Genomic DNA, 17,055 nt, shown 5'->3' with positions numbered 1-17,055 from the left:
CTCGTCTGGTCGTGCGCGCGGCCGGCCTGGATGAACAGGCGCGCGGCCAGATCGAACAGGCCTGCGCCGACAGCGGTTTTACAGGAGCCGTGGCCTTCCGCGACGAGCCGGGCATGGGGGTTGCGGCCTTCCAGCTGGAATGGGCTGACGGCCGCGCCGACCATGATCCGAACGGTTCCGCCACCCGCGTCGCCGAAGCCCTGACCGCCGCCCTGGCCGCCGAGGCCGGGCACGCTGAACCGCCCCTTTCCACTGACCGGAGTGATTTCTGATGGCCTCCGACGATCTTTCGCTCGAGGAGTTCCCGGACTCCACCGGCCTGGCCATGATCGATGATCACGGCGACAAGACCGCCGCCGATCTGGCCACGGTCTTCGAAGTGCCGGTGAACATCTCGGCCGTGCTGGGCAAGTCGCACATGTCGGTGGCCCAGCTGCTGAAGCTGAACAAGGGGTCGGTGCTGGAGCTGGACCGCAAGGTCGGCGAGGCCATCGACATTTTCGTCAACAACCGTCTGATCGCGCGCGGCGAGGTCGTCGTCGTCGACGACCGGCTGGGCGTGACCATGACGGAAATCATCAAGACCGAGGACTCGGGGGGCTGACGCGACGCCGCGCAGTCTCTGCGCGGCGAGACGACGGCGACCCGGATGGAAGTTTAGAGGAGAAGAACAATGCGTCTTCTGGTGGTAGGCAGACTGAGCGGACAGCTCGCATCGGCGGTGAAGATGGCCATGGCGCACGGCGCCAAGGTCAGCCACGTCGAGCGCGCGGATCAGGCGACCGAGCAACTGCGACGAGGGCAGGGCGCCGACCTGCTGATGGTCGATTACCAGCTCGACATCGCGGCCTTGATCGCCGCGAACGAGGCCGAGCGGATTACGGTGCCGGTGGTGGCCTTCGGCGTCGACGCCGATGCGCGCGAGGCCGCCGCCGCGATCAAGGCCGGGGCCAAGGAGTTCATCCCCCTGCCGCCGGACGCGGAACTGATCGCCGCCGTCCTGGCCGCCGTCGCCGACGACGAGAAGCCGATGATCTCGGCCGACCCGTCGATGAAGGCGGTGCTGCAGCTGGCCGACCAGGTGGCGCGCTCGGAAGCCTCGATCCTGATCACCGGCGAAAGCGGCGTCGGCAAGGAGGTGATGGCGCGCTATATGCACGACAATTCGCGCCGGTCGGAACGCCCCTTCATCAGCGTCAACTGCGCCGCCATTCCCGACAATCTGCTGGAATCCGAACTGTTCGGGCACGAGAAGGGCGCCTTCACCGGCGCCGTCGCGCGCCGGATCGGCAAGTTCGAAGAGGCCGACGGCGGCACCCTGCTGCTGGACGAAATCTCGGAGATGGACGCCCGGCTCCAGGCCAAGCTGCTGCGCGCCATTCAGGAACGGATCATCGATCGTGTCGGCGGCTCCAAGCCTGTGCCCGTCAATATCCGCATCATCGCCACCTCCAACCGAGATCTGGCCCGCGCCGTGTCCGAAGGCACGTTCCGCGAGGACCTGCTGTACCGGCTGAACGTCGTGAACCTGCGCCTGCCGTCCCTGCGCGAGCGGCCGGGCGACATCAGCGTTCTGGCCGAGCATTTCATCAAGAAGTATGCAGCCGCGAACGGCGTGCCGGTGCGGCCGATGTCGGCGCGCGCGCACCAAGCCATCATCGCACACCGCTGGCCCGGCAACGTCCGCGAGCTGGAAAACGCCATGCACCGGGCGGTGCTGCTGGCGACCGGTCCGGAGATCGACGTCGACGCCATCCGCCTGCCGGACGGCCAGCCCCTGACCCCGGCTTCGGGCATGATGGGGTCGGCCTCGACGGGGCATGAAAACCCCTATGGCGGCGGCGTCGCGGCGCGGGCGGCCCAGGCCGCCGATGCGGTGACGCGCAGCTTCGTGGGCCAGACGGTGGCGGCGATGGAAAAGACCCTGATCCTGGACACCCTGACCCACTGCCTGGGCAACCGGACCCATGCGGCCAACATCCTGGGCATCTCGATCCGCACCCTGCGCAACAAGTTGAATGAATACGCCGACGAGGGCACGGCCATCCCGGCGCCCCAGTCCGGCGTCTCCGCCTCGGGCTATGCGGCCTGATCATGAAACGCGGGCTGGACAGGCGGATGATGATCGCCGGCGCCGGCGCGTTGGGCCTGGTCGGCTGTAAGCAACCCAGCCCGGTCGAGGCGGCCGCGGACGAAGGGCCGGACTTCTTTCTGAACGATCTGGAGACCCGCCACGGCGGTCGTCTGGGGTTTGCGGCGCTGGACGTCGGCAGCAGTCGGCGCGTGCTGTGGCGCAGTCAGGAACGGTTCCCTTTCTGCTCGACCTTCAAACCCTTCCTGGCGGCGGCGACCTTTCAACGGGTCGAGCGGGACGAGGAAAGCCTGGATCGCGCCGTCCGCATCACTCAGGCCGACATGATCCCCCATGCGCCGGTGACCGAAAAGGCCGTGGGCCGCACCCTGACCATCCGTGAGCTGATGCAGGCGACGGTGGAGGTCAGCGACAATCCCGCCGCCAACATCCTGATCCGCGAAATGGGTGGAATCGCCGTATGGCGTTCGTGGTGGCCGACGTTCGGCGACACCACCACCGTGATCTCGCGACTGGAGCCGGACCTGAACACCGCCCTGCCCAACGACCCGCGCGACACCTGCCTGCCCGAGCAGACCCTGGCCAATATACGCGAAATGGCGTTCAGCGACCGACTGACGCCCGAGCATGACGCCCTGTTGCAGGGTTGGCTCATCGCCTCGCCGACCGGGCCGAACCGCATCAAGGCCTGCGTTCCCGAAGGCTGGAGCGTGGCGCACAAGACCGGTTCGGGCGCCAACGGCACGACCAATGACATCGCCATGCTGACGCCCCTGACCGGATCTCCGGTCATCGTCGCCGCCTATTTCACCGGCGCGGCTTCGGCGACCGAAGACGCCCGCGACGCCGTGATCGCCGAGGCGACCCGCCGCGCCCTGAAGGCGCTGGGCCATGACTGACAGCCCCATGATGATGAAGGACGGCATGGCGCGCCCCACCGGGCGCGACGTCCTGGGCTGGGTCAACCGCGGCGAAGTGCTGATGGCGGTCGGCGTGATCGGCGTGATCATGCTGCTGATCCTGCCGGTCCCGAAGATGCTTCTGGACCTGTTGCTGGCGATCTCGCTGGTCTCGTCCGTGCTGATCCTGATGACGGCCGTGATGATGAAGCGGCCGCTGGACTTCGCCATTTTCCCGACGGTCCTGCTGGTCTCGACCCTGTTCCGCCTGGGACTGAACCTGGCCTCGACCCGGCTGATCCTGACGCACGGCCAGGAAGGCCACGAGGCCGCCGGCCAGGTCATCAACGCCTTCGGCCAACTGATGATGGGCGGCAATTTCATCATCGGGGTGATCATCTTCTCGATCATCCTGGTGGTGAACTTCGTAGTCATCACCAAGGGTTCGACCCGGATCGCCGAAGTGTCCGCCCGATTCACCCTGGACTCCATGCCGGGCAAGCAGATGGCGATCGACGCCGACCTGTCGTCGGGCCTGATCACCGAGGACCAGGCCAAGCTGCGCCGCAAGGAGCTGGAGCAGGAATCCACCTTCTTCGGCGCCATGGACGGCGCCTCCAAGTTCGTGCGCGGCGACGCCGTGGCGGGTCTGATCATCACCTTCATCAACGCCCTCGGCGGCATCCTGATCGGAACCCTGACGCACGGCATGCCGGCGATGGAGGCCGCCAACACCTATGTGCAGCTGACCATCGGCGACGGTCTGGTGACGCAGGTGCCGGCCATCATCATCTCGATCGCCGCCGGCTTCCTGGTGTCGAAAGCGGGCGTCGAAGGCACGGCGGACAAGGCCATGGTGACCCAGCTGGCCACCAACCCCGTGTCGCTGGGCGTGGTTTCGGGCGCCGCAGGCCTGATCGGCCTGATCCCCGGCATGCCGCTGATCCCCTTCGCCGCCCTGGCCATCGGTTCGGGCTTCATGGCCTGGAAACTGGGCCGCAACCGGCTGAAACCGCAGCCGACGGAGGCCGAGGTCGCCGCTGCGGCCAAGCCCAAGGAGGAGGTCGAAGAGCCGATCTCCAGCATCCTGACCATCGATGAGGTGAAGATCGAGCTGGGCTATTCGTTGCTCAGCCTGATCAATGATCTGGAGGGGCGTCGCCTGACCGACCAGATCAAGGCCCTGCGCCGGTCGCTGGCCCAGGAATACGGCTTCGTCATTCCGCAGGTGCGCATCCTCGACAACATGCGCCTGCCGACCCAGGGCTACGCCATCCGCATCAAGGAGATGGACGCCGGGGCGGGCGAGGTGCGTCTGGGTCATCTGATGGCGATGGACCCCGCCGGCCGCCAGGTGGAGCTGCCGGGCGAGCACATGCGCGAACCCGCTTTCGGCCTGCCGGCCACCTGGATCAACGAGAACCTGCGCGAGGAAGCCACCTTCCACGGCTACACCCTGGTCGATCCCTCGACGGTGCTGACGACCCACCTGACGGAGATACTAAAGGAGAACATGGCCGACCTGCTGTCCTACAGCGAGGTGCAGAAGCTGCTGAAGGAACTGGGGGTCGAGGAGAAGAAGCTGGTCGAGGAACTGATCCCCAGCGTCGTCACCGTCACCACCCTGCAGCGGGTGCTGCAGGCCCTGCTGCGGGAAAAGGTCTCGATCCGCGACCTGCCGGCGATCCTGGAGGGCCTGGCCGAGGCGGCGCCCCACAGCTCCAGCGTCACCACCCTGGTCGAACACGTCCGCGCCCGCCTGGCCCGCCAGCTGTGCTGGCAGCACCAGGGTGGCGACGGCGCCCTGCCCATCGTCACCCTGTCGCCCGAGTGGGAAAGCGCCTTCGCCGAAAGCCTGGTCGGCGGCGGCGAGGACAAGCAACTGGCCATGGCGCCGTCACGGCTTCAGGACTTCATCCGCTCCGTGCGCGAAACCTTCGAACGGATCGCCATGTCGGGCGAAAACCCCGTCCTGCTGACCGGACCCCAGACCCGCCCCTATGTCCGCTCGATCATCGAGCGTTTCCGGGGGCAGACCGTGGTGATGAGCCAGAACGAAATCCATCCCCGCGCCAAGCTGCGCACCTTGGGGCAGGTTTAGGGTCTCGGCCTAGTTCGCGACGGTCCAGCCGCCGGCGGAAGCATTGCGCGCGACGTCGTTGACGGGGCGGGCGACCAGGCCCGACTGGGTGATCCAGACCTCATAGCGAGCGCCGTCGGCCATCGGCATATAGGCGGCGGAGCCGTACAGGGTGTCCGCAGCGTCGATATAGCGGCGATACCGTCGGATGGCGTCCCAGGCCTCGACCTTGAAGGGGACGGCGCCGTTGCGGGCGTTGGTTTCGGCCGCCGCCAGGTCGTAGGCGCTGCGTTCGCCGTGCAACTCCTGTTCGATGGCCCGATACCGGCCGGACAGCCGGTCCAGCCGGTATTGCGCATCCAGCCCCAGAACATTGGCCCAGGGCTTCCACTTCAAGACCTGGGCCTCGATCCGCCAGTCGTCGCCGTGAACCGGATAGAGGGCGCCGGCGGCGGCGGTCTGGCCCTCGCGCGGCGGCTGGACCAGGTTGATCTCGTAATATTGCGGGCCGATCTGGCGCAGGGCCAGGGTGGCGACCGGACGCTCGTAGGTCAGCCGCGCATAGGTCTGAATATTCATGCCGAACAGGGCGGCCAGGCAGGCGGCCCAGAGAACGGCCCCGCCGAAGGCTGCGCCCAAGACTCCGCTCAGGGGCTTGCCCCCGAACAGGGCGCGCAGGCCCTGGATGAACAGAACCAGTCCGATCAGCGCCACCGCCGTCGGTAAAATCCACCACCACCCGATCATCGCGCCGTCCCCGATTAAGCCCCGCCCCCGCAAGGTCATGCAGGGCCATATTAACCACAAGCCGCGAAAAGCCCGCAGGTTTCGTGCACCAGGCGTTTGACGCGCGCCACGGCGCCGCTAATGCTCCGCGTCATGACACCTCGACAAAGCCAGAACTGGTCGCGTTTCAGCAACTTCCTGCGGACGCCGTCGCTTGTGCGGTCCGTTTCAGGTTTGCTGATCCTGGCCTTCGTCCTGCTGCTCACGGTCAATATCTCGACCTTCGTCATGATCCGACGCACCGCAGCGGTGAACGACACGATCGAACATGCGCAGCAGATGCGGCGGGCGTCTCGCACGGTGCTGATCTCCATGCTGGACGCCGAGACCGCCCAGCGCGGGTTTCTGCTGACTGGACGCAGCGACTTCCTGCAACCCTTCGAGGCCGCAAGAGCGGAGCGAGAACCGGCCCTGAGCTTCCTGGAACAAGGCGTGGCCGGCGATCCTGTCCTGCAGGAGCCGGTGGAGCGCATACGCCGTTTGGCGGACGCCAAGCTTCAAGAGATGGAGGGGACGCTGGCCCTGGCGCGCGCGGGTCGCATAGGCCAGGCGATCCAGTCCGTGCGTTCCGGCGAAGGCAAGCGCTATATGGACGAGCTGCGCGTGGCCATCGACGACTTCGACGGCATCAAATCCGCCCGCATCGCCGACCGCACCCATGCGTCCGAGCGGTCCGCCTTCGTCACGGTGTTGATGAACGCCATCACCGGTCTTCTGGTGCTGGTTCTGGCCCTGCTGTCGGCCTGGATGGTGCGTCGCTACGTCGGCGAAATCCAGAGGGCGCGCGAAGAACTGGACGCGGTGAACGCCGGCCTGGAGGACACGGTCCGCGACCGCACCGCCGCCCTGACCCGCGCCAACGACGAGATCCAGCGGTTCGCCTATATCGTCAGCCACGACCTGCGCGCGCCCCTGGTCAATGTCATGGGCTACACCTCCGAACTGGAACAGGCCGGCAAGGTGATTGATGCGGCGATCCGCGAGGCGGAGGCCGAGCGCCCCGCCAGTCCCGACGTCGTCACCGCCGTGCGCGAGGACATGCCGGAGGCCATCGGCTTCATCCGGGCGTCCACCGAAAAGATGGACCGGCTGATCAACGCCATTCTGAAGCTGTCGCGCGAGGGCCGGCGCAATCTGACGCCGGAGCGGCTGGACATGACCGCCATGGCCCAGAACATCGCCGACAGCGTCCACCACCAGACCGAAGCCTCGGGCGCCCGGATCATCGTCGAAACCCTGCCGCCGATCGAGAGCGACCGTTTGTCGATGGAACAGATCTTGGGCAATCTGATCGACAACGCGGTCAAATATCTGGACGCCGACCGACCGGGCGAGATCGTGGTCTCGGGCGAGGAAGTCCCCGGCGGTTGGATCGTCTATCGAGTCGCCGACAATGGACGCGGCATCGCGCCGAGGGACCACGAACGGATTTTCGAACTGTTCCGCCGTTCGGGCAAGCAGGACCGCACCGGAGAGGGACTGGGCCTGGCCTTCGTGCGCAACAGCGTGCGACGGATCGGCGGGGTCATCGATATCGAGTCCGAGCTTGGCAAGGGCTCGACTTTCCTTCTGAAATTCCCCAAACGACTGATCCTGTCGGAACCCGGAGGCGTGCTGTGACGCAACCCGTCAAAATCATCATGGTCGAAGACGACCACGGCCATGCCAAACTGATCGAGAAGAATATTCGCCGGGCGAATATCAGCAACGAGATCAAGCATTTCGATGAGGGCGGCGCGGCGCTCGACTATCTCTTCAGCGCGGAAATCCTGGCCAACGGCCCGCTGCTGATCCTCTTGGACCTGAACCTGCCGGATATGTCGGGCACCGACATTCTGGAAAAGGTGAAATCCGACGATCGCCTGAAGCGCGCGCCGGTCGTGGTTCTGACGACCACGGACGACAAGGTCGAGATCCAGCGGTGCTACGACCTGGGCTGCAACGTCTACATCACCAAGCCTGTCGACTATGAATCCTTCGCCGGCGCGATCCGCCAGCTGGGTCTGTTCCTGTCCGTCATGCAGGCGCCCGAAATCGAGTGACCACAACCTCCGGCGTCATTCGGCTGCTCTATATCGACGATGACCGCGGCCTGTCGCGGCTGGTCGAGAAGGAGTTGAGCCGTCACGGCTTCGCCGTCACCTGCGCCTCCGATGGAGACGCCGGGCTGGCGCTGCTGGCGGCCCATGAATACGACGTCTGCGCCCTGGACCACTATATGCCCAGCCGCGACGGGCTGGACGTCCTGCCGGACATCCTGACCCTGAACGCGCCCCCCCCGGTGGTTTATGTGACCGGCGCCCAGGAGGGGCGGATCGCTGTGGCCGCTCTGCGCGCGGGCGCCGCCGACTATGTCATCAAGGACGTGTCGGAAGACTTCACCTCCCTGTTGCGCTCGGCGCTTGAAGACGCCGTGCTGCGCCGGCGGCTGCAACGCGAGAACGAGATCGCGCAGGAGGAAGTCCGCCTGGCCCGTGACCGGGCCGAGGCCATGCTGCGCGAGGTCAATCACCGTGTCGGCAATTCGCTGCAACTGGTGTCCAGCTTCATGTCGCTGCAGATGCGCCAGATCACCGATGAAGGCGCGCGCGAGGCCTTGCGGGAATGCCAGGCGCGTATCGAGGCCGTGGCCCATGTCCATCGCCGCCTCTACACCTCGGGCGACATGAGCCGGGTGGCCATGGACGAATATCTCGAAGGCCTGATGCACGAACTGTCCAAGTCCGTCGGTCCGGGCGAAGGCTCGCCGCGCCTGGTCGTGGACGCCGCGCCGATGTGGGTGACGACGGATCAGGCCGTGTCGCTGGGCGTCGTGGTCGCCGAACTGGTGACCAATGCGGTGAAATACGCCTATCTGCCGGGTCAGGGCGGTGAAATCCGCATCAAGCTGCAGCCCGATGGCGAACATCGCGCCATATTGACCGTCGAGGACGACGGTCCGGGCCTGGGCGACGGCACGCCCAAGGGCACGGGCCTGGGCGGCAAAATCATTTCGGCCATGGCCTCGGGCCTGCGTTCGGCTGTCGAGTTCGACACCGCTCACAAGGGCGTGCGCGCCAGGCTGGCCTTCGACCTCTAGGGTCGGCACAGTCATGCTTCAGTTCGGCGTTCGCAATCCTGCAATCGACTACCGTCATAGGGCGACGGCGTTCGGCGTCGTCGAACGCGACGGCCTGATCGCCTGTGTGCGGGTCGAGCGGACGACCGGACCCTATTTCGATCTGCCCGGCGGGGCCGTGGACGGGGAGGAGACCGAGGTTCAGGCCCTGGTGCGAGAATTCGTCGAGGAGACCGGTCTGGACGTCAAGCCGCTGAACCGCATCGCCGAGGCGGGTCAGTATCACCTGAAGAGCAATGGCGAACCTCTGTGCAACATCGGCGGTTTCTGGACCGGCGTGGTCACCGGCGAAAATCCGGAGGCCAAATGCGAGGATGATCACACCCTGGTCTGGCTGGATCCGACCGTCGCCCTGTCGCGCCTGCGACACGACGCCCATGCCTGGGCGGTGGCGGTCTGGCTTCGTCGCGCAAGCTGAGCCTTACGGAACAAGCCTGGCGGCTTTCCCGTTTCTTCTGCAAGTCGCGTCGCCATGAGGGCGTCGCTCGAACAGGAGAATTACCATGGCCGATCATGACCGTATCGAAGGCTCCGCCAAGAATATGGGCGGCAAGATCAAGGAAGCCGCCGGCAAGGTGACGGGCGATTCCAAGCTTCAAGCTGAAGGCAAGGCTGATCAGGTCGAAGGCAAGATCCAGAACGCCGTCGGCGGCGTCAAGGACAGCCTGCGCGACAAGAACTGATACCGCTCAGTCTGTAAAATGCTCGAAACGCCGTCCGCGAAAGCGGGCGGCGTTTTACTGTGGGTCAGTCGTCCTTACCGCCCCAGAGACGCAGCGACAGACCCTTGCTTTCAGCCTCATCGACCGGCCGGCATTCGGAACTGAAGCCGCCCTCGACTGGACGGGGACGACAGTCCATCTCCCGCGGGGCGTTGGACGGGGCGGGCGTTCGCGACTGCGGCCCGCACTGGACCGCATAAACCGACCCGCCCGACGCCGCCTGGGCCATCTGGCAATCGCCCGCCATGCCGACGGGGCGCAGGGCGTCTGGAAGATCCGCGCCCATGGCCAGGGCCAGTTGACCCCGCACTTCGGCCTGACAGACCTCGAGCGTTTTAGCGCCGCGTAGTTGGGGGCTGCAGCGCGCCCGCTCATAACCGAAGGGATCCGCCAGGCCCCATTCCGGCACCGTATGTCGGGGCGCCGCGACCGGCGTCTCCGCAGCGGTCTCGGCGGCGGGCGCCTCCCACACGACCGAGGGGGCGGTCTGTTGCAGCAAGAGCAGGGCGAAGGCGGCGGCGATCATCGGTCAGGCCCTTCGTAATGTGGCGCGTTCGCTTCCAACGCGAAAACCTACCTTGTCAGGGCGCGCATCGCCTTGTCGAGACCCTGCAGCGTCAGGGGGAACATCCGCTCGTCCATCACCTCGTGCAGCAGGCCGACCGAGGCGGTGTAGCTCCAGTAGCGTTCCTGCACCGGGTTCAGCCAGATTGACTTCTCCCACTGCTGCCGGGCGCGTTTCATCCACACCGCGCCCGCCTCCTCGTTCCAGTGCTCGACCGATCCGCCGGGCATGGTGATCTCGTACGGCGACATGGTCGCGTCGCCGACGAAGATGGCCCGCCAGTCGCCGGGATATTTGTGCAGCAGGTCCCAGGTCGCGATCCGCTCGGTATGACGCCGCCGGTTGTCCTTCCAGACGCCTTCGTACAGGCAGTTGTGGAAGTAGAAGAACTCCAAGTTCTTGAACTCGGTCCGGGCGGCCGAGAACAACTCCTCGACCAGCTTGATATGGCCGTCCATCGACCCGCCGATGTCGAGGAACAGCAGGACCTTGATCGTGTTGCGCCGCTCGGGCCGCATCTGGATGTCCAGCCAGCCCTGGCGCGCCGTGCCGTCGATGGTGCCGTCGATGTCCAGTTCTTCCGCCGCCCCTTCGCGGGCAAACCGGCGCAGGCGACGCAGGGCCACCTTGATGTTGCGCGTGCCCAGCTCGACCGTGTCGTCCAGGTTCTTGAACTCGCGCTTCTCCCAAACCTTGACCGCCCGGCCATGCCTTCCCGGTCCGCCGATGCGGACGCCCTCGGGATTATAGCCGCCGTGACCGAAGGGGCTGGTTCCGCCCGTGCCGATCCATTTCGAGCCGCCGGAATGGCGTTCCTTCTGCTCCTCCAGCCGCTGTTTCAGCGTCTCAATCAGCTTGTCGAAGCCGCCCAGCGCCTCTATCTGCGCCTTCTCCTCGTCGGTCAGATATTTTTCGGTCAGCAGCCGCAGCCAGTCTTCGGGGATGTCGGTGGTCAGGTCCTCGCCCGCGCCGACCGACTCCACGCCCTTGAACACGGTCCCGAACACCTGGTCGAACCGGTCAGAGTGTTTCTCGTCCTTGACCAGGACGGCGCGCGACAGGTGATAGAAGGTCTCGATCTCGCGCCCGGCCAGATCGCGATCCATGGCCTCCATCAGATGGAGCCATTCCTTCATCGACACCGGAACCTTGGCGTCGCGCAGGGCGGTGAAGAAGGGCAGGAGCATCAGATGTCTTCGAGTGCTTGTGCCAAACGGGGCACTTCGATGCTGGCGATGACCCAAATGACACTGAAGTCGGTCGATCCGTAATCATGCGCCAATCGGTGACGAAGGCCCAACATCCCTCGCCAGTTGATGGTCGGAAGCTTTTCAGTCACGGCGGACGACAACTTTCCTGCGGCTTCCCCGACAATCAAAAGTCTGAAGGCCGTCGCATCTCGTCGCAGTGAATCTGCTTCGAACTCATCGGACGAAAGTCCGTCGATGTAGCGCGCGATCAATTCGGTGGATTCTCGGATGTCCGCCAAAAGGCCGCGATCTGAGCGGTCAGACTTCAACACAATCCCTCAACGCGGACGCTCGGACGTGGGGATTGCGAAGGCCGTTCGACGTAAGAAGGTCAACCTCTTTACCGACCTTGTCCGTCAATTCCTCGGCAATACTGTAGAATTGCAAGCCCAATGGTTGAGCCAGGTCCACCAGCAGATCCACATCGCTGTCCGGCCTCGCCTCGTCGCGGGCGTAGCTGCCGAACAGGCGCAGGTTGACGATGCCCTGCTCCTCGAGCCAGGGCTTCAGCTCACGCAGCTTTTCCAGCAGTTCGGCGCGGGTCATGGCCGCACCATAGTCTATCCGCGTCGCAAGATGAACTCGTGGTCGCGCCAGGCGCCGACCGGGTATTCGTACTCGCCTGCCTTCTCGAACCCATAGGCGGCGTACAGGCGCTGGGCCTTTTCGTTGCCGCTCCAGACGCCGATCCACAGCGGGCCGTCGGTGTGGACCTCCATCCAGTCCAGCGACAGGGTCAGCAGTTGCGTGCCCAGGCCCAGACCTTGCGCGGCCTTCGACACATAGAGGCGGCGCAACTCCATGTGCGACGGCCGGGCCTCGGGGTGCGGCAGGCCGTTGGGACCGGCGTTGGCGAAGGCCAGCAGGTCGCCGTCCCGCTCGGCCACCCACCAGGCGCAACCGGGTTCGGCCAGCTTCTTCAGCGTCGGTTCCGGATCGAAACTTGCGTCGAGAAAGGCCTTCAGGTCCGCCTCCGGATAGGGAATGCCGAAGCCGGTGACGAAGGTGTCGATGAAGGTCTGTCGGCCCAGGGCGCCCAAGGCTTCTGCGTCTTCGGGTCGGGCGGCGCGGATCACGGTCTCGGTCATGGCTCGGCTCTACATCGCGCCGCGTCGCGCGTCACCGGCGACAAGGTCCGGCCGACGGCGTATCGTCGTCGGAATGTCCGTGCCGCTCTTCACCCATCCGTCCATGCTGGATCATGCACCCGGCGTCGGCCACCCCGAAAGCCCGGCGCGGCTGAAGGCGGTGCTGGAGGCGCTGGAGGACGCCGGTCTGGCCGGTGACCGCCGCGCGGCGGCCCTGGCCGAGGTCGCGGATCTGGAGCGGGTGCATCCGGCCGCCTATGTCGCACGCCTGCTGGAGGCCTCGCCGACGCAGGGGGTGAACCGGCTGGACGCCGACACGGTGCTGTCGCCGGGCAGCGTGCCGGCCGCACGGCTGGCGGCGGGGGCGGCCATCGACGCCGTCCGGGCCGTGGCGCGGGGCGACACCCATCGCGCCTTCGCCGCCGTCCGCCCGCCCGGCCACCATGCCGAGCCGGACCGCGCCATGGGCTTTTGCCTGTTCTCGTCCGTGGCGGTCGCTGCGCGGGTCGCCCAGGCCGAGGGTATGGCGCGGGTCGCGGTGGTCGATTTCGACGTCCATCACGGCAACGGCACCCAGGCGGCCTTCCAGGACGACGACAGCCTGTTCCTGGCCTCCATCCACCAGATGCCGCTGTATCCCGGCACGGGCGCGGCGGCCGAGACGGGCGTGGGCAATATCATCAATGCGCCTGTGGCGCCCCATGCGGCGCGCGAGGCGTGGCGAGCGACCTTCGCCGGCGGCCTGATGCCGGCGCTGGAATCTTTCCGGCCGGACCTGATCCTGATCTCCGCCGGTTTCGACGCGCACCGCCGCGACCCGCTGGCCCACCAGTCGCTGGAAGCCGAGGATTTCGCCTGGGCCACACGGGCCGTTCTGGAGGTCGCGCGTCGGACATGTTCGGGCAAGGTTGTGTCCGCGCTCGAGGGCGGTTACGACCTTGAAGGACTAGGCCGCTCTGCGGTCGCCCACGTCGCCGCGCTCGGGGAGGACTGAGGACGCGCAACGCCTTGAAAACTAAGGCTCGTCCAATCGCTATGTCATCCCCCGTCCTGTCCCTCGATTCGACCGACCAGCCTGTGTCCCAGGCCGCAGGATCGACTGAGTCCGGCGCCGTCATGGCCTCGCGGCCCGGCGCGATCACCCTGACGCGTCACGGCGAGCCCGCCCTGTCGCGCAAATGCCTGATCACCGCGCGCCAGTACGGCGACTGGTGGGCGAAATACGAGGTCGGCGGCCTGCTGGCCGGCCAGACTCCGCCGCCCGAGCTGGTCGCCACGGCCCAGGGCGCGGGCGCCATCTACGCCTCGACCCGTCAGCGCGCCCAGGAAACCGCCGCCGCAGCAGCAGCGGGTCGAGAGGTGCTGTCGGACGTCCTGTTCATCGAGGCGCCCCTGCCGCCGCCGCCGGTGCCCGAATGGATCAAGCTGTCGCCGAAATGGTGGGGCGTCGTCTCGCGCTTCTGGTGGCACGCCTTCGACCACCACGGCGGTCAGGAAACCCGCGCCCAGGCCGAGGCCCGCGCCGAACAGGCGGCGCGCAAGCTGATCGCCCGCGCCGAAACCGGCCAGGATGTGCTGGTGTTCGCCCACGGCTATTTCAACCATATGGTCGGCGCGCGACTGAAGGCCGACGGCTGGAAACTGGTGCATAACCAGGGCTTCAAATACTGGTCCCAGCGCCGTTACGAGAAGCGATAGCCGCATCCACCGTTGATGCAGGCTTCGCCCCCCTCTAGGGTCCGCGCCATGACCGATACCGCCGCCATCCCCGCCGATCTCAGCTTCGAAGACGCCCTGCAGCGCCTGGAGACCATCGTCTCGCGCCTGGAGTCCGGCCAGGCTCCTCTGGAAGAATCCATCGCACTGTATGAAGAGGGCGCGCGACTGAAAGCCCACTGCGAGGCCCGGCTGAAGGCGGCCCAGCTGCGCGTCGAGAAGATCGTCGTCGGCCCGGACGGCCAGGCCAAGGGCGTCGAGGCGGCGTCGTTCGAATGACGCCGACCATCGCCTTCGACGACTTCATGAAGGTCGATATCCGCGTCGGCCGGATCGTCAAGGCCGAGGTCTTTCCCGAAGCACGCAAGCCCGCCTTCAAGCTGCAGATCGATTTCGGCCCCGAGATCGGGATCAAGAAATCCTCAGCCCAGATCACCCGCCACTACACGATCGAGCAACTGGAAGGCCGCCATGTCGCCGCCGTGGTCAACTTCCCGCCGCGCCAGATCGGGCCGGTGAAGTCCGAGGTGCTGACGCTCGGTTTTCCCGATGCGGACGGCGAGGTGGTGCTGGTCGGGGTGGACCGCGACCTGCCGCTGGGCGGGCGACTGTTTTGACCCCCATGCTCGCCGCCAACTCGCCCGAACAGGCCGTGATCGACCGGGTCGCCGAGGTCGCCGATCTGGTTACGGTCGCGCTGGACCAGCTTCTGCCGCGCGCCGACGGACCGGAAGCCCGCCTGACTGAGGCCATGCGTTATGCGGCCCTGGGTCCCGGCAAACGGCTGCGGCCCTTCTTCGCGCTGGAGGCCGCGCGCCTGTTCAATATCGACGAACGGTCGGTCTTGCGCGCCGCCTGCGCCCTGGAATGTGTTCACGCCTACAGCCTGGTCCATGACGACTTGCCGTGCATGGACGACGACGACATGCGGCGCGGCCGCCCGACCGTCCACCGCGCCTATGACGAGGCCACGGCGGTCCTCGCCGGCGACGCGCTGCAGACGGCGGCCTTCGACATCATCCTGCACGAAGACACCCACGAGGACGCGGCCGTGCGCTGCGAACTGGCGGCGCGGCTGTCGCTGGCCTCGGGCGCGCGGGGCATGGCGGGCGGTCAAATGATCGACCTGCTGGGCGTGCGCGACGACCTGGGCGGGGTGGCGCGGATGCAGCGGCTGAAGACCGGCGCCCTGTTCGCCTACGCCTTCGAGATCCCGCTGATCATCGCCGACGCCAGCGCCCAGCATCAGCACGCCCTGATCAGTTTCGCCCACGACGTCGGCCTGGCCTATCAGATCGTCGATGACCTGCTGGACGCCGAAGGTTCGCCCGAGGAAATGGGCAAGGCCGCCGGCGGCAAGGACGCCGCCCTGGGCAAGACCAATTTCGTCACCCTGCTGGGCCTGGACGCCGCGCGACAGAGGGTCGCGCACCTGTCCGATCAGGCCCGCGCCCATCTTGAGCCCTTCGGACTCGAGGCGGAAATCCTCAAGGCCAGCGTGGACTTTGTGCTAAAGCGCCGGTCCTGATACGAAACATTGATCTCCCCGAGGGGTTGATTGATCAGACTTCCAAGGTTTACCCGGCAGATGCCCGACACCCCGCTTCTCGACACCGTCAAGTTTCCCGCCGACATGCGGGGCTTCGACATCGCCCAGCTGAAACAGCTGGCGCAAGAAGTGCGGGCCGAGACCATCGACGCCGTCTCCGTGACCGGCGGCCATCTGGGCGCCGGCCTGGGGGTGGTCGAGCTGACCACGGCGCTGCACCATGTGTTCGAGACGCCCAAGGACATCCTGATCTGGGACGTCGGCCACCAATGCTATCCGCACAAGATCCTGACCGGCCGTCGCGACCGCATCCGCACCCTGCGCCAGCCCGGCGGCCTGTCGGGCTTCACCAAGCGCAGTGAGAGCGACTACGACCCCTTCGGCGCCGCCCACGCCTCGACCTCGATCAGCGCCGCCCTGGGCTTCGCCGCCGCGCGCGATCAGAGGGGCGAGAAGAACAAGGTCGTGGCCGTGATCGGCGACGGCTCCATGTCCGCCGGCATGGCCTATGAGGCGATGAACAATGCGGCCGAGGCGACTAACGGCCAGCTGATGGTCATCCTGAACGACAACGACATGTCCATCGCCCCGCCGGTCGGGGGGATGAGCGCCTATCTGGCCGGTCTGGTGTCCGGCGGCGCCTATCAGAACGTCCGCCGCCTGGGCCGCTCAGTCGCCCAGCACCTGCCGCGCCCGTTCCGCAACGCGGCCAAAAAGGCCGAGGAATACGCTCGCGGCATGGTCACCGGCGGCACCCTGTTCGAAGAACTGGGCTTTTACTACGTCGGTCCCATCGACGGACATGACATGGAAAATCTGGTCCCGATCCTGAAGAAGGCGGCGGCCATAGAAGACCGGCCCGTGCTGGTCCATGTCGTGACGCAGAAGGGCAAGGGCTACGCCCCGGCCGAGAGCAGCGCCGACAAACTGCACGCCGTGGTCAAGTTCGACGTGATCTCGGGCAAGCAGGACAAGTCGGTCTCCAACGCCCCCAGCTACACCAAGGTGTTCGGGACGGAGCTGATCAAACACGCCAAGATCGATCCGTCGATCGTGGCCATCACCGCCGCCATGCCGTCGGGCACCGGGCTGGATCTGTTCGGCCAGGCCTTCCCCGAGCGGACCTATGATGTCGGCATCGCCGAACAGCACGCCGTCACCTTCGCCGCCGGCCTCGCCGCCGACGGGAT

At 66.4% G+C, this 17,055-nt stretch carries 21 protein-coding genes and 1 pseudogene; 16 read left to right on the top strand and 6 right to left on the bottom strand.

Features of this window, described 5'->3' with window-relative positions; genetic code table 11:
* The 5 genes and pseudogenes from Q7J26_RS06000 to flhA all read left to right on the top strand — a co-directional run.
* Window positions 1-272, top strand: a pseudogene (locus Q7J26_RS06000) (flagellar assembly protein FlbE); the annotation flags it as partial.
* On the top strand, window positions 272-604 hold the full coding sequence (gene fliN, locus Q7J26_RS05995) for a flagellar motor switch protein FliN (protein WP_304935588.1): 333 nt from the start codon (window positions 272-274) through the stop codon (window positions 602-604). The pseudogene Q7J26_RS06000 and the gene fliN, both read left to right, overlap by 1 nt.
* Window positions 605-673: 69 nt before the next feature.
* Entirely contained in the window at window positions 674-2,092 is a 1,419-nt protein-coding gene (locus Q7J26_RS05990) for a sigma-54-dependent Fis family transcriptional regulator (protein ID WP_304935587.1), read from the top strand.
* 26 nt (window positions 2,093-2,118) lie between these two features.
* On the top strand, window positions 2,119-2,991 hold the full coding sequence (bla, locus tag Q7J26_RS05985) for a class A beta-lactamase (RefSeq protein ID WP_304935586.1): 873 nt from the start codon (window positions 2,119-2,121) through the stop codon (window positions 2,989-2,991).
* A 7-nt stretch (window positions 2,992-2,998) separates the two neighbouring features.
* Window positions 2,999-5,092 (top strand): flagellar biosynthesis protein FlhA, encoded by a 2,094-nt coding sequence (gene flhA, locus Q7J26_RS05980; protein WP_304935590.1) that lies wholly within the window; start codon window positions 2,999-3,001, stop codon window positions 5,090-5,092.
* Window positions 5,093-5,101: 9 nt separating this feature from the next.
* Here the strand turns inward: flhA and Q7J26_RS05975 are convergent, their stop codons facing one another.
* The gene (locus Q7J26_RS05975) at window positions 5,102-5,818 is read right to left on the bottom strand and encodes a hypothetical protein (RefSeq protein ID WP_304935585.1); all 717 of its coding nucleotides are present in this window, start codon (window positions 5,816-5,818) and stop codon (window positions 5,102-5,104) included.
* Window positions 5,819-5,950: 132 nt separating this feature from the next.
* Between Q7J26_RS05975 and Q7J26_RS05970 the strand changes: the two genes are divergently transcribed.
* The 5 genes from Q7J26_RS05970 (at window position 5,951) to Q7J26_RS05950 (ending at window position 9,658) form a co-directional block, all read left to right on the top strand.
* Window positions 5,951-7,477 carry a CHASE3 domain-containing protein gene (locus Q7J26_RS05970; protein ID WP_304935584.1) on the top strand — a complete coding sequence of 509 codons (1,527 nt, stop codon included), beginning with the start codon at window positions 5,951-5,953 and terminating at the stop codon, window positions 7,475-7,477.
* Window positions 7,474-7,899 (top strand): response regulator, encoded by a 426-nt coding sequence (locus Q7J26_RS05965; RefSeq protein WP_231492442.1) that lies wholly within the window; start codon window positions 7,474-7,476, stop codon window positions 7,897-7,899. Before Q7J26_RS05970 ends, Q7J26_RS05965 begins: the two co-directional genes overlap by 4 nt.
* Window positions 7,896-8,936: a sensor histidine kinase gene (locus tag Q7J26_RS05960; protein WP_304935583.1), complete on the top strand. Its 1,041-nt coding sequence runs from the start codon at window positions 7,896-7,898 to the stop codon at window positions 8,934-8,936. The genes Q7J26_RS05965 and Q7J26_RS05960 overlap by 4 nt, the downstream gene beginning before the upstream one ends.
* A gap of 13 nt (window positions 8,937-8,949) precedes the next feature.
* Window positions 8,950-9,393, top strand: a complete 444-nt coding sequence (locus Q7J26_RS05955; RefSeq protein ID WP_304935582.1) for an NUDIX domain-containing protein — start codon at window positions 8,950-8,952, stop codon at window positions 9,391-9,393.
* Between the two features lie 85 nt (window positions 9,394-9,478).
* Window positions 9,479-9,658, top strand: a complete 180-nt coding sequence (locus tag Q7J26_RS05950) for a CsbD family protein (protein WP_304935581.1) — start codon at window positions 9,479-9,481, stop codon at window positions 9,656-9,658.
* Between the two features lie 64 nt (window positions 9,659-9,722).
* Here the strand turns inward: Q7J26_RS05950 and Q7J26_RS05945 are convergent, their stop codons facing one another.
* Genes Q7J26_RS05945 through Q7J26_RS05925 form a run of 5 tightly spaced genes read right to left on the bottom strand, consistent with a single transcriptional unit; the run spans window position 9,723 to window position 12,600 of the window.
* Complete coding sequence (locus tag Q7J26_RS05945; RefSeq protein ID WP_304935580.1) at window positions 9,723-10,223, bottom strand: hypothetical protein; 501 nt, start codon at window positions 10,221-10,223, stop codon at window positions 9,723-9,725.
* 47 nt (window positions 10,224-10,270) lie between these two features.
* Complete coding sequence (locus tag Q7J26_RS05940) at window positions 10,271-11,449, bottom strand: VWA domain-containing protein (RefSeq protein ID WP_304935579.1); 1,179 nt, start codon at window positions 11,447-11,449, stop codon at window positions 10,271-10,273.
* On the bottom strand, window positions 11,449-11,781 hold the full coding sequence (locus tag Q7J26_RS05935; protein ID WP_304935578.1) for a DUF86 domain-containing protein: 333 nt from the start codon (window positions 11,779-11,781) through the stop codon (window positions 11,449-11,451). The genes Q7J26_RS05940 and Q7J26_RS05935 overlap by 1 nt, the downstream gene beginning before the upstream one ends.
* Window positions 11,771-12,058 carry a nucleotidyltransferase family protein gene (locus tag Q7J26_RS05930; protein WP_304935577.1) on the bottom strand — a complete coding sequence of 96 codons (288 nt, stop codon included), beginning with the start codon at window positions 12,056-12,058 and terminating at the stop codon, window positions 11,771-11,773. The genes Q7J26_RS05935 and Q7J26_RS05930 overlap by 11 nt, the downstream gene beginning before the upstream one ends.
* A gap of 14 nt (window positions 12,059-12,072) precedes the next feature.
* Window positions 12,073-12,600: a GNAT family N-acetyltransferase gene (locus Q7J26_RS05925; RefSeq protein WP_304935576.1), complete on the bottom strand. Its 528-nt coding sequence runs from the start codon at window positions 12,598-12,600 to the stop codon at window positions 12,073-12,075.
* A gap of 73 nt (window positions 12,601-12,673) precedes the next feature.
* Between Q7J26_RS05925 and Q7J26_RS05920 the strand changes: the two genes are divergently transcribed.
* The 6 genes from Q7J26_RS05920 to dxs all read left to right on the top strand — a co-directional run.
* Window positions 12,674-13,594 (top strand): histone deacetylase family protein, encoded by a 921-nt coding sequence (locus Q7J26_RS05920; protein ID WP_304935575.1) that lies wholly within the window; start codon window positions 12,674-12,676, stop codon window positions 13,592-13,594.
* Window positions 13,595-13,635: 41 nt separating this feature from the next.
* Window positions 13,636-14,298 (top strand): histidine phosphatase family protein, encoded by a 663-nt coding sequence (locus Q7J26_RS05915; RefSeq protein ID WP_304935574.1) that lies wholly within the window; start codon window positions 13,636-13,638, stop codon window positions 14,296-14,298.
* 48 nt (window positions 14,299-14,346) lie between these two features.
* Window positions 14,347-14,595 carry an exodeoxyribonuclease VII small subunit gene (locus Q7J26_RS05910; RefSeq protein WP_304935573.1) on the top strand — a complete coding sequence of 83 codons (249 nt, stop codon included), beginning with the start codon at window positions 14,347-14,349 and terminating at the stop codon, window positions 14,593-14,595.
* A complete protein-coding gene (locus tag Q7J26_RS05905) occupies window positions 14,592-14,933 on the top strand; it encodes a tRNA-binding protein (protein ID WP_304935572.1) in 342 nt (113 codons plus the stop codon). The genes Q7J26_RS05910 and Q7J26_RS05905 overlap by 4 nt, the downstream gene beginning before the upstream one ends.
* Before the next feature lie 5 nt (window positions 14,934-14,938).
* Window positions 14,939-15,844: a polyprenyl synthetase family protein gene (locus tag Q7J26_RS05900; RefSeq protein WP_304935589.1), complete on the top strand. Its 906-nt coding sequence runs from the start codon at window positions 14,939-14,941 to the stop codon at window positions 15,842-15,844.
* A 60-nt stretch (window positions 15,845-15,904) separates the two neighbouring features.
* Window positions 15,905-17,055: 1-deoxy-D-xylulose-5-phosphate synthase (gene dxs / locus Q7J26_RS05895; protein ID WP_304935571.1), on the top strand; the 1,151-nt coding region annotated here is incomplete at its 3' end.

This window comes from Brevundimonas sp. (assembly GCF_030656255.1).
Lineage (GTDB): Bacteria > Pseudomonadota > Alphaproteobacteria > Caulobacterales > Caulobacteraceae > Brevundimonas.
The sequence above is the reverse complement of the archived record's forward strand: the minus strand, read 5'-3'. Positions and strand labels throughout refer to the sequence as shown.

Coding starts and splice junctions, on each gene's coding strand:
- fliN (WP_304935588.1), top strand. CDS start 272: ATGGCCTCCGACGATCTTTCGCTCGAGGAGTTCCCGGACTCCACCGGC.
- Q7J26_RS05990 (WP_304935587.1), top strand. CDS start 674: ATGCGTCTTCTGGTGGTAGGCAGACTGAGCGGACAGCTCGCATCGGCG.
- bla (WP_304935586.1), top strand. CDS start 2,119: ATGATGATCGCCGGCGCCGGCGCGTTGGGCCTGGTCGGCTGTAAGCAA.
- flhA (WP_304935590.1), top strand. CDS start 2,999: ATGATGATGAAGGACGGCATGGCGCGCCCCACCGGGCGCGACGTCCTG.
- Q7J26_RS05975 (WP_304935585.1), bottom strand. CDS start 5,818: ATGATCGGGTGGTGGTGGATTTTACCGACGGCGGTGGCGCTGATCGGA.
- Q7J26_RS05970 (WP_304935584.1), top strand. CDS start 5,951: ATGACACCTCGACAAAGCCAGAACTGGTCGCGTTTCAGCAACTTCCTG.
- Q7J26_RS05955 (WP_304935582.1), top strand. CDS start 8,950: ATGCTTCAGTTCGGCGTTCGCAATCCTGCAATCGACTACCGTCATAGG.
- Q7J26_RS05950 (WP_304935581.1), top strand. CDS start 9,479: ATGGCCGATCATGACCGTATCGAAGGCTCCGCCAAGAATATGGGCGGC.
- Q7J26_RS05945 (WP_304935580.1), bottom strand. CDS start 10,223: ATGATCGCCGCCGCCTTCGCCCTGCTCTTGCTGCAACAGACCGCCCCC.
- Q7J26_RS05940 (WP_304935579.1), bottom strand. CDS start 11,449: ATGCTCCTGCCCTTCTTCACCGCCCTGCGCGACGCCAAGGTTCCGGTG.
- Q7J26_RS05930 (WP_304935577.1), bottom strand. CDS start 12,058: ATGACCCGCGCCGAACTGCTGGAAAAGCTGCGTGAGCTGAAGCCCTGG.
- Q7J26_RS05925 (WP_304935576.1), bottom strand. CDS start 12,600: ATGACCGAGACCGTGATCCGCGCCGCCCGACCCGAAGACGCAGAAGCC.
- Q7J26_RS05920 (WP_304935575.1), top strand. CDS start 12,674: ATGTCCGTGCCGCTCTTCACCCATCCGTCCATGCTGGATCATGCACCC.
- Q7J26_RS05915 (WP_304935574.1), top strand. CDS start 13,636: ATGTCATCCCCCGTCCTGTCCCTCGATTCGACCGACCAGCCTGTGTCC.
- Q7J26_RS05910 (WP_304935573.1), top strand. CDS start 14,347: ATGACCGATACCGCCGCCATCCCCGCCGATCTCAGCTTCGAAGACGCC.
- Q7J26_RS05905 (WP_304935572.1), top strand. CDS start 14,592: ATGACGCCGACCATCGCCTTCGACGACTTCATGAAGGTCGATATCCGC.
- Q7J26_RS05900 (WP_304935589.1), top strand. CDS start 14,939: ATGCTCGCCGCCAACTCGCCCGAACAGGCCGTGATCGACCGGGTCGCC.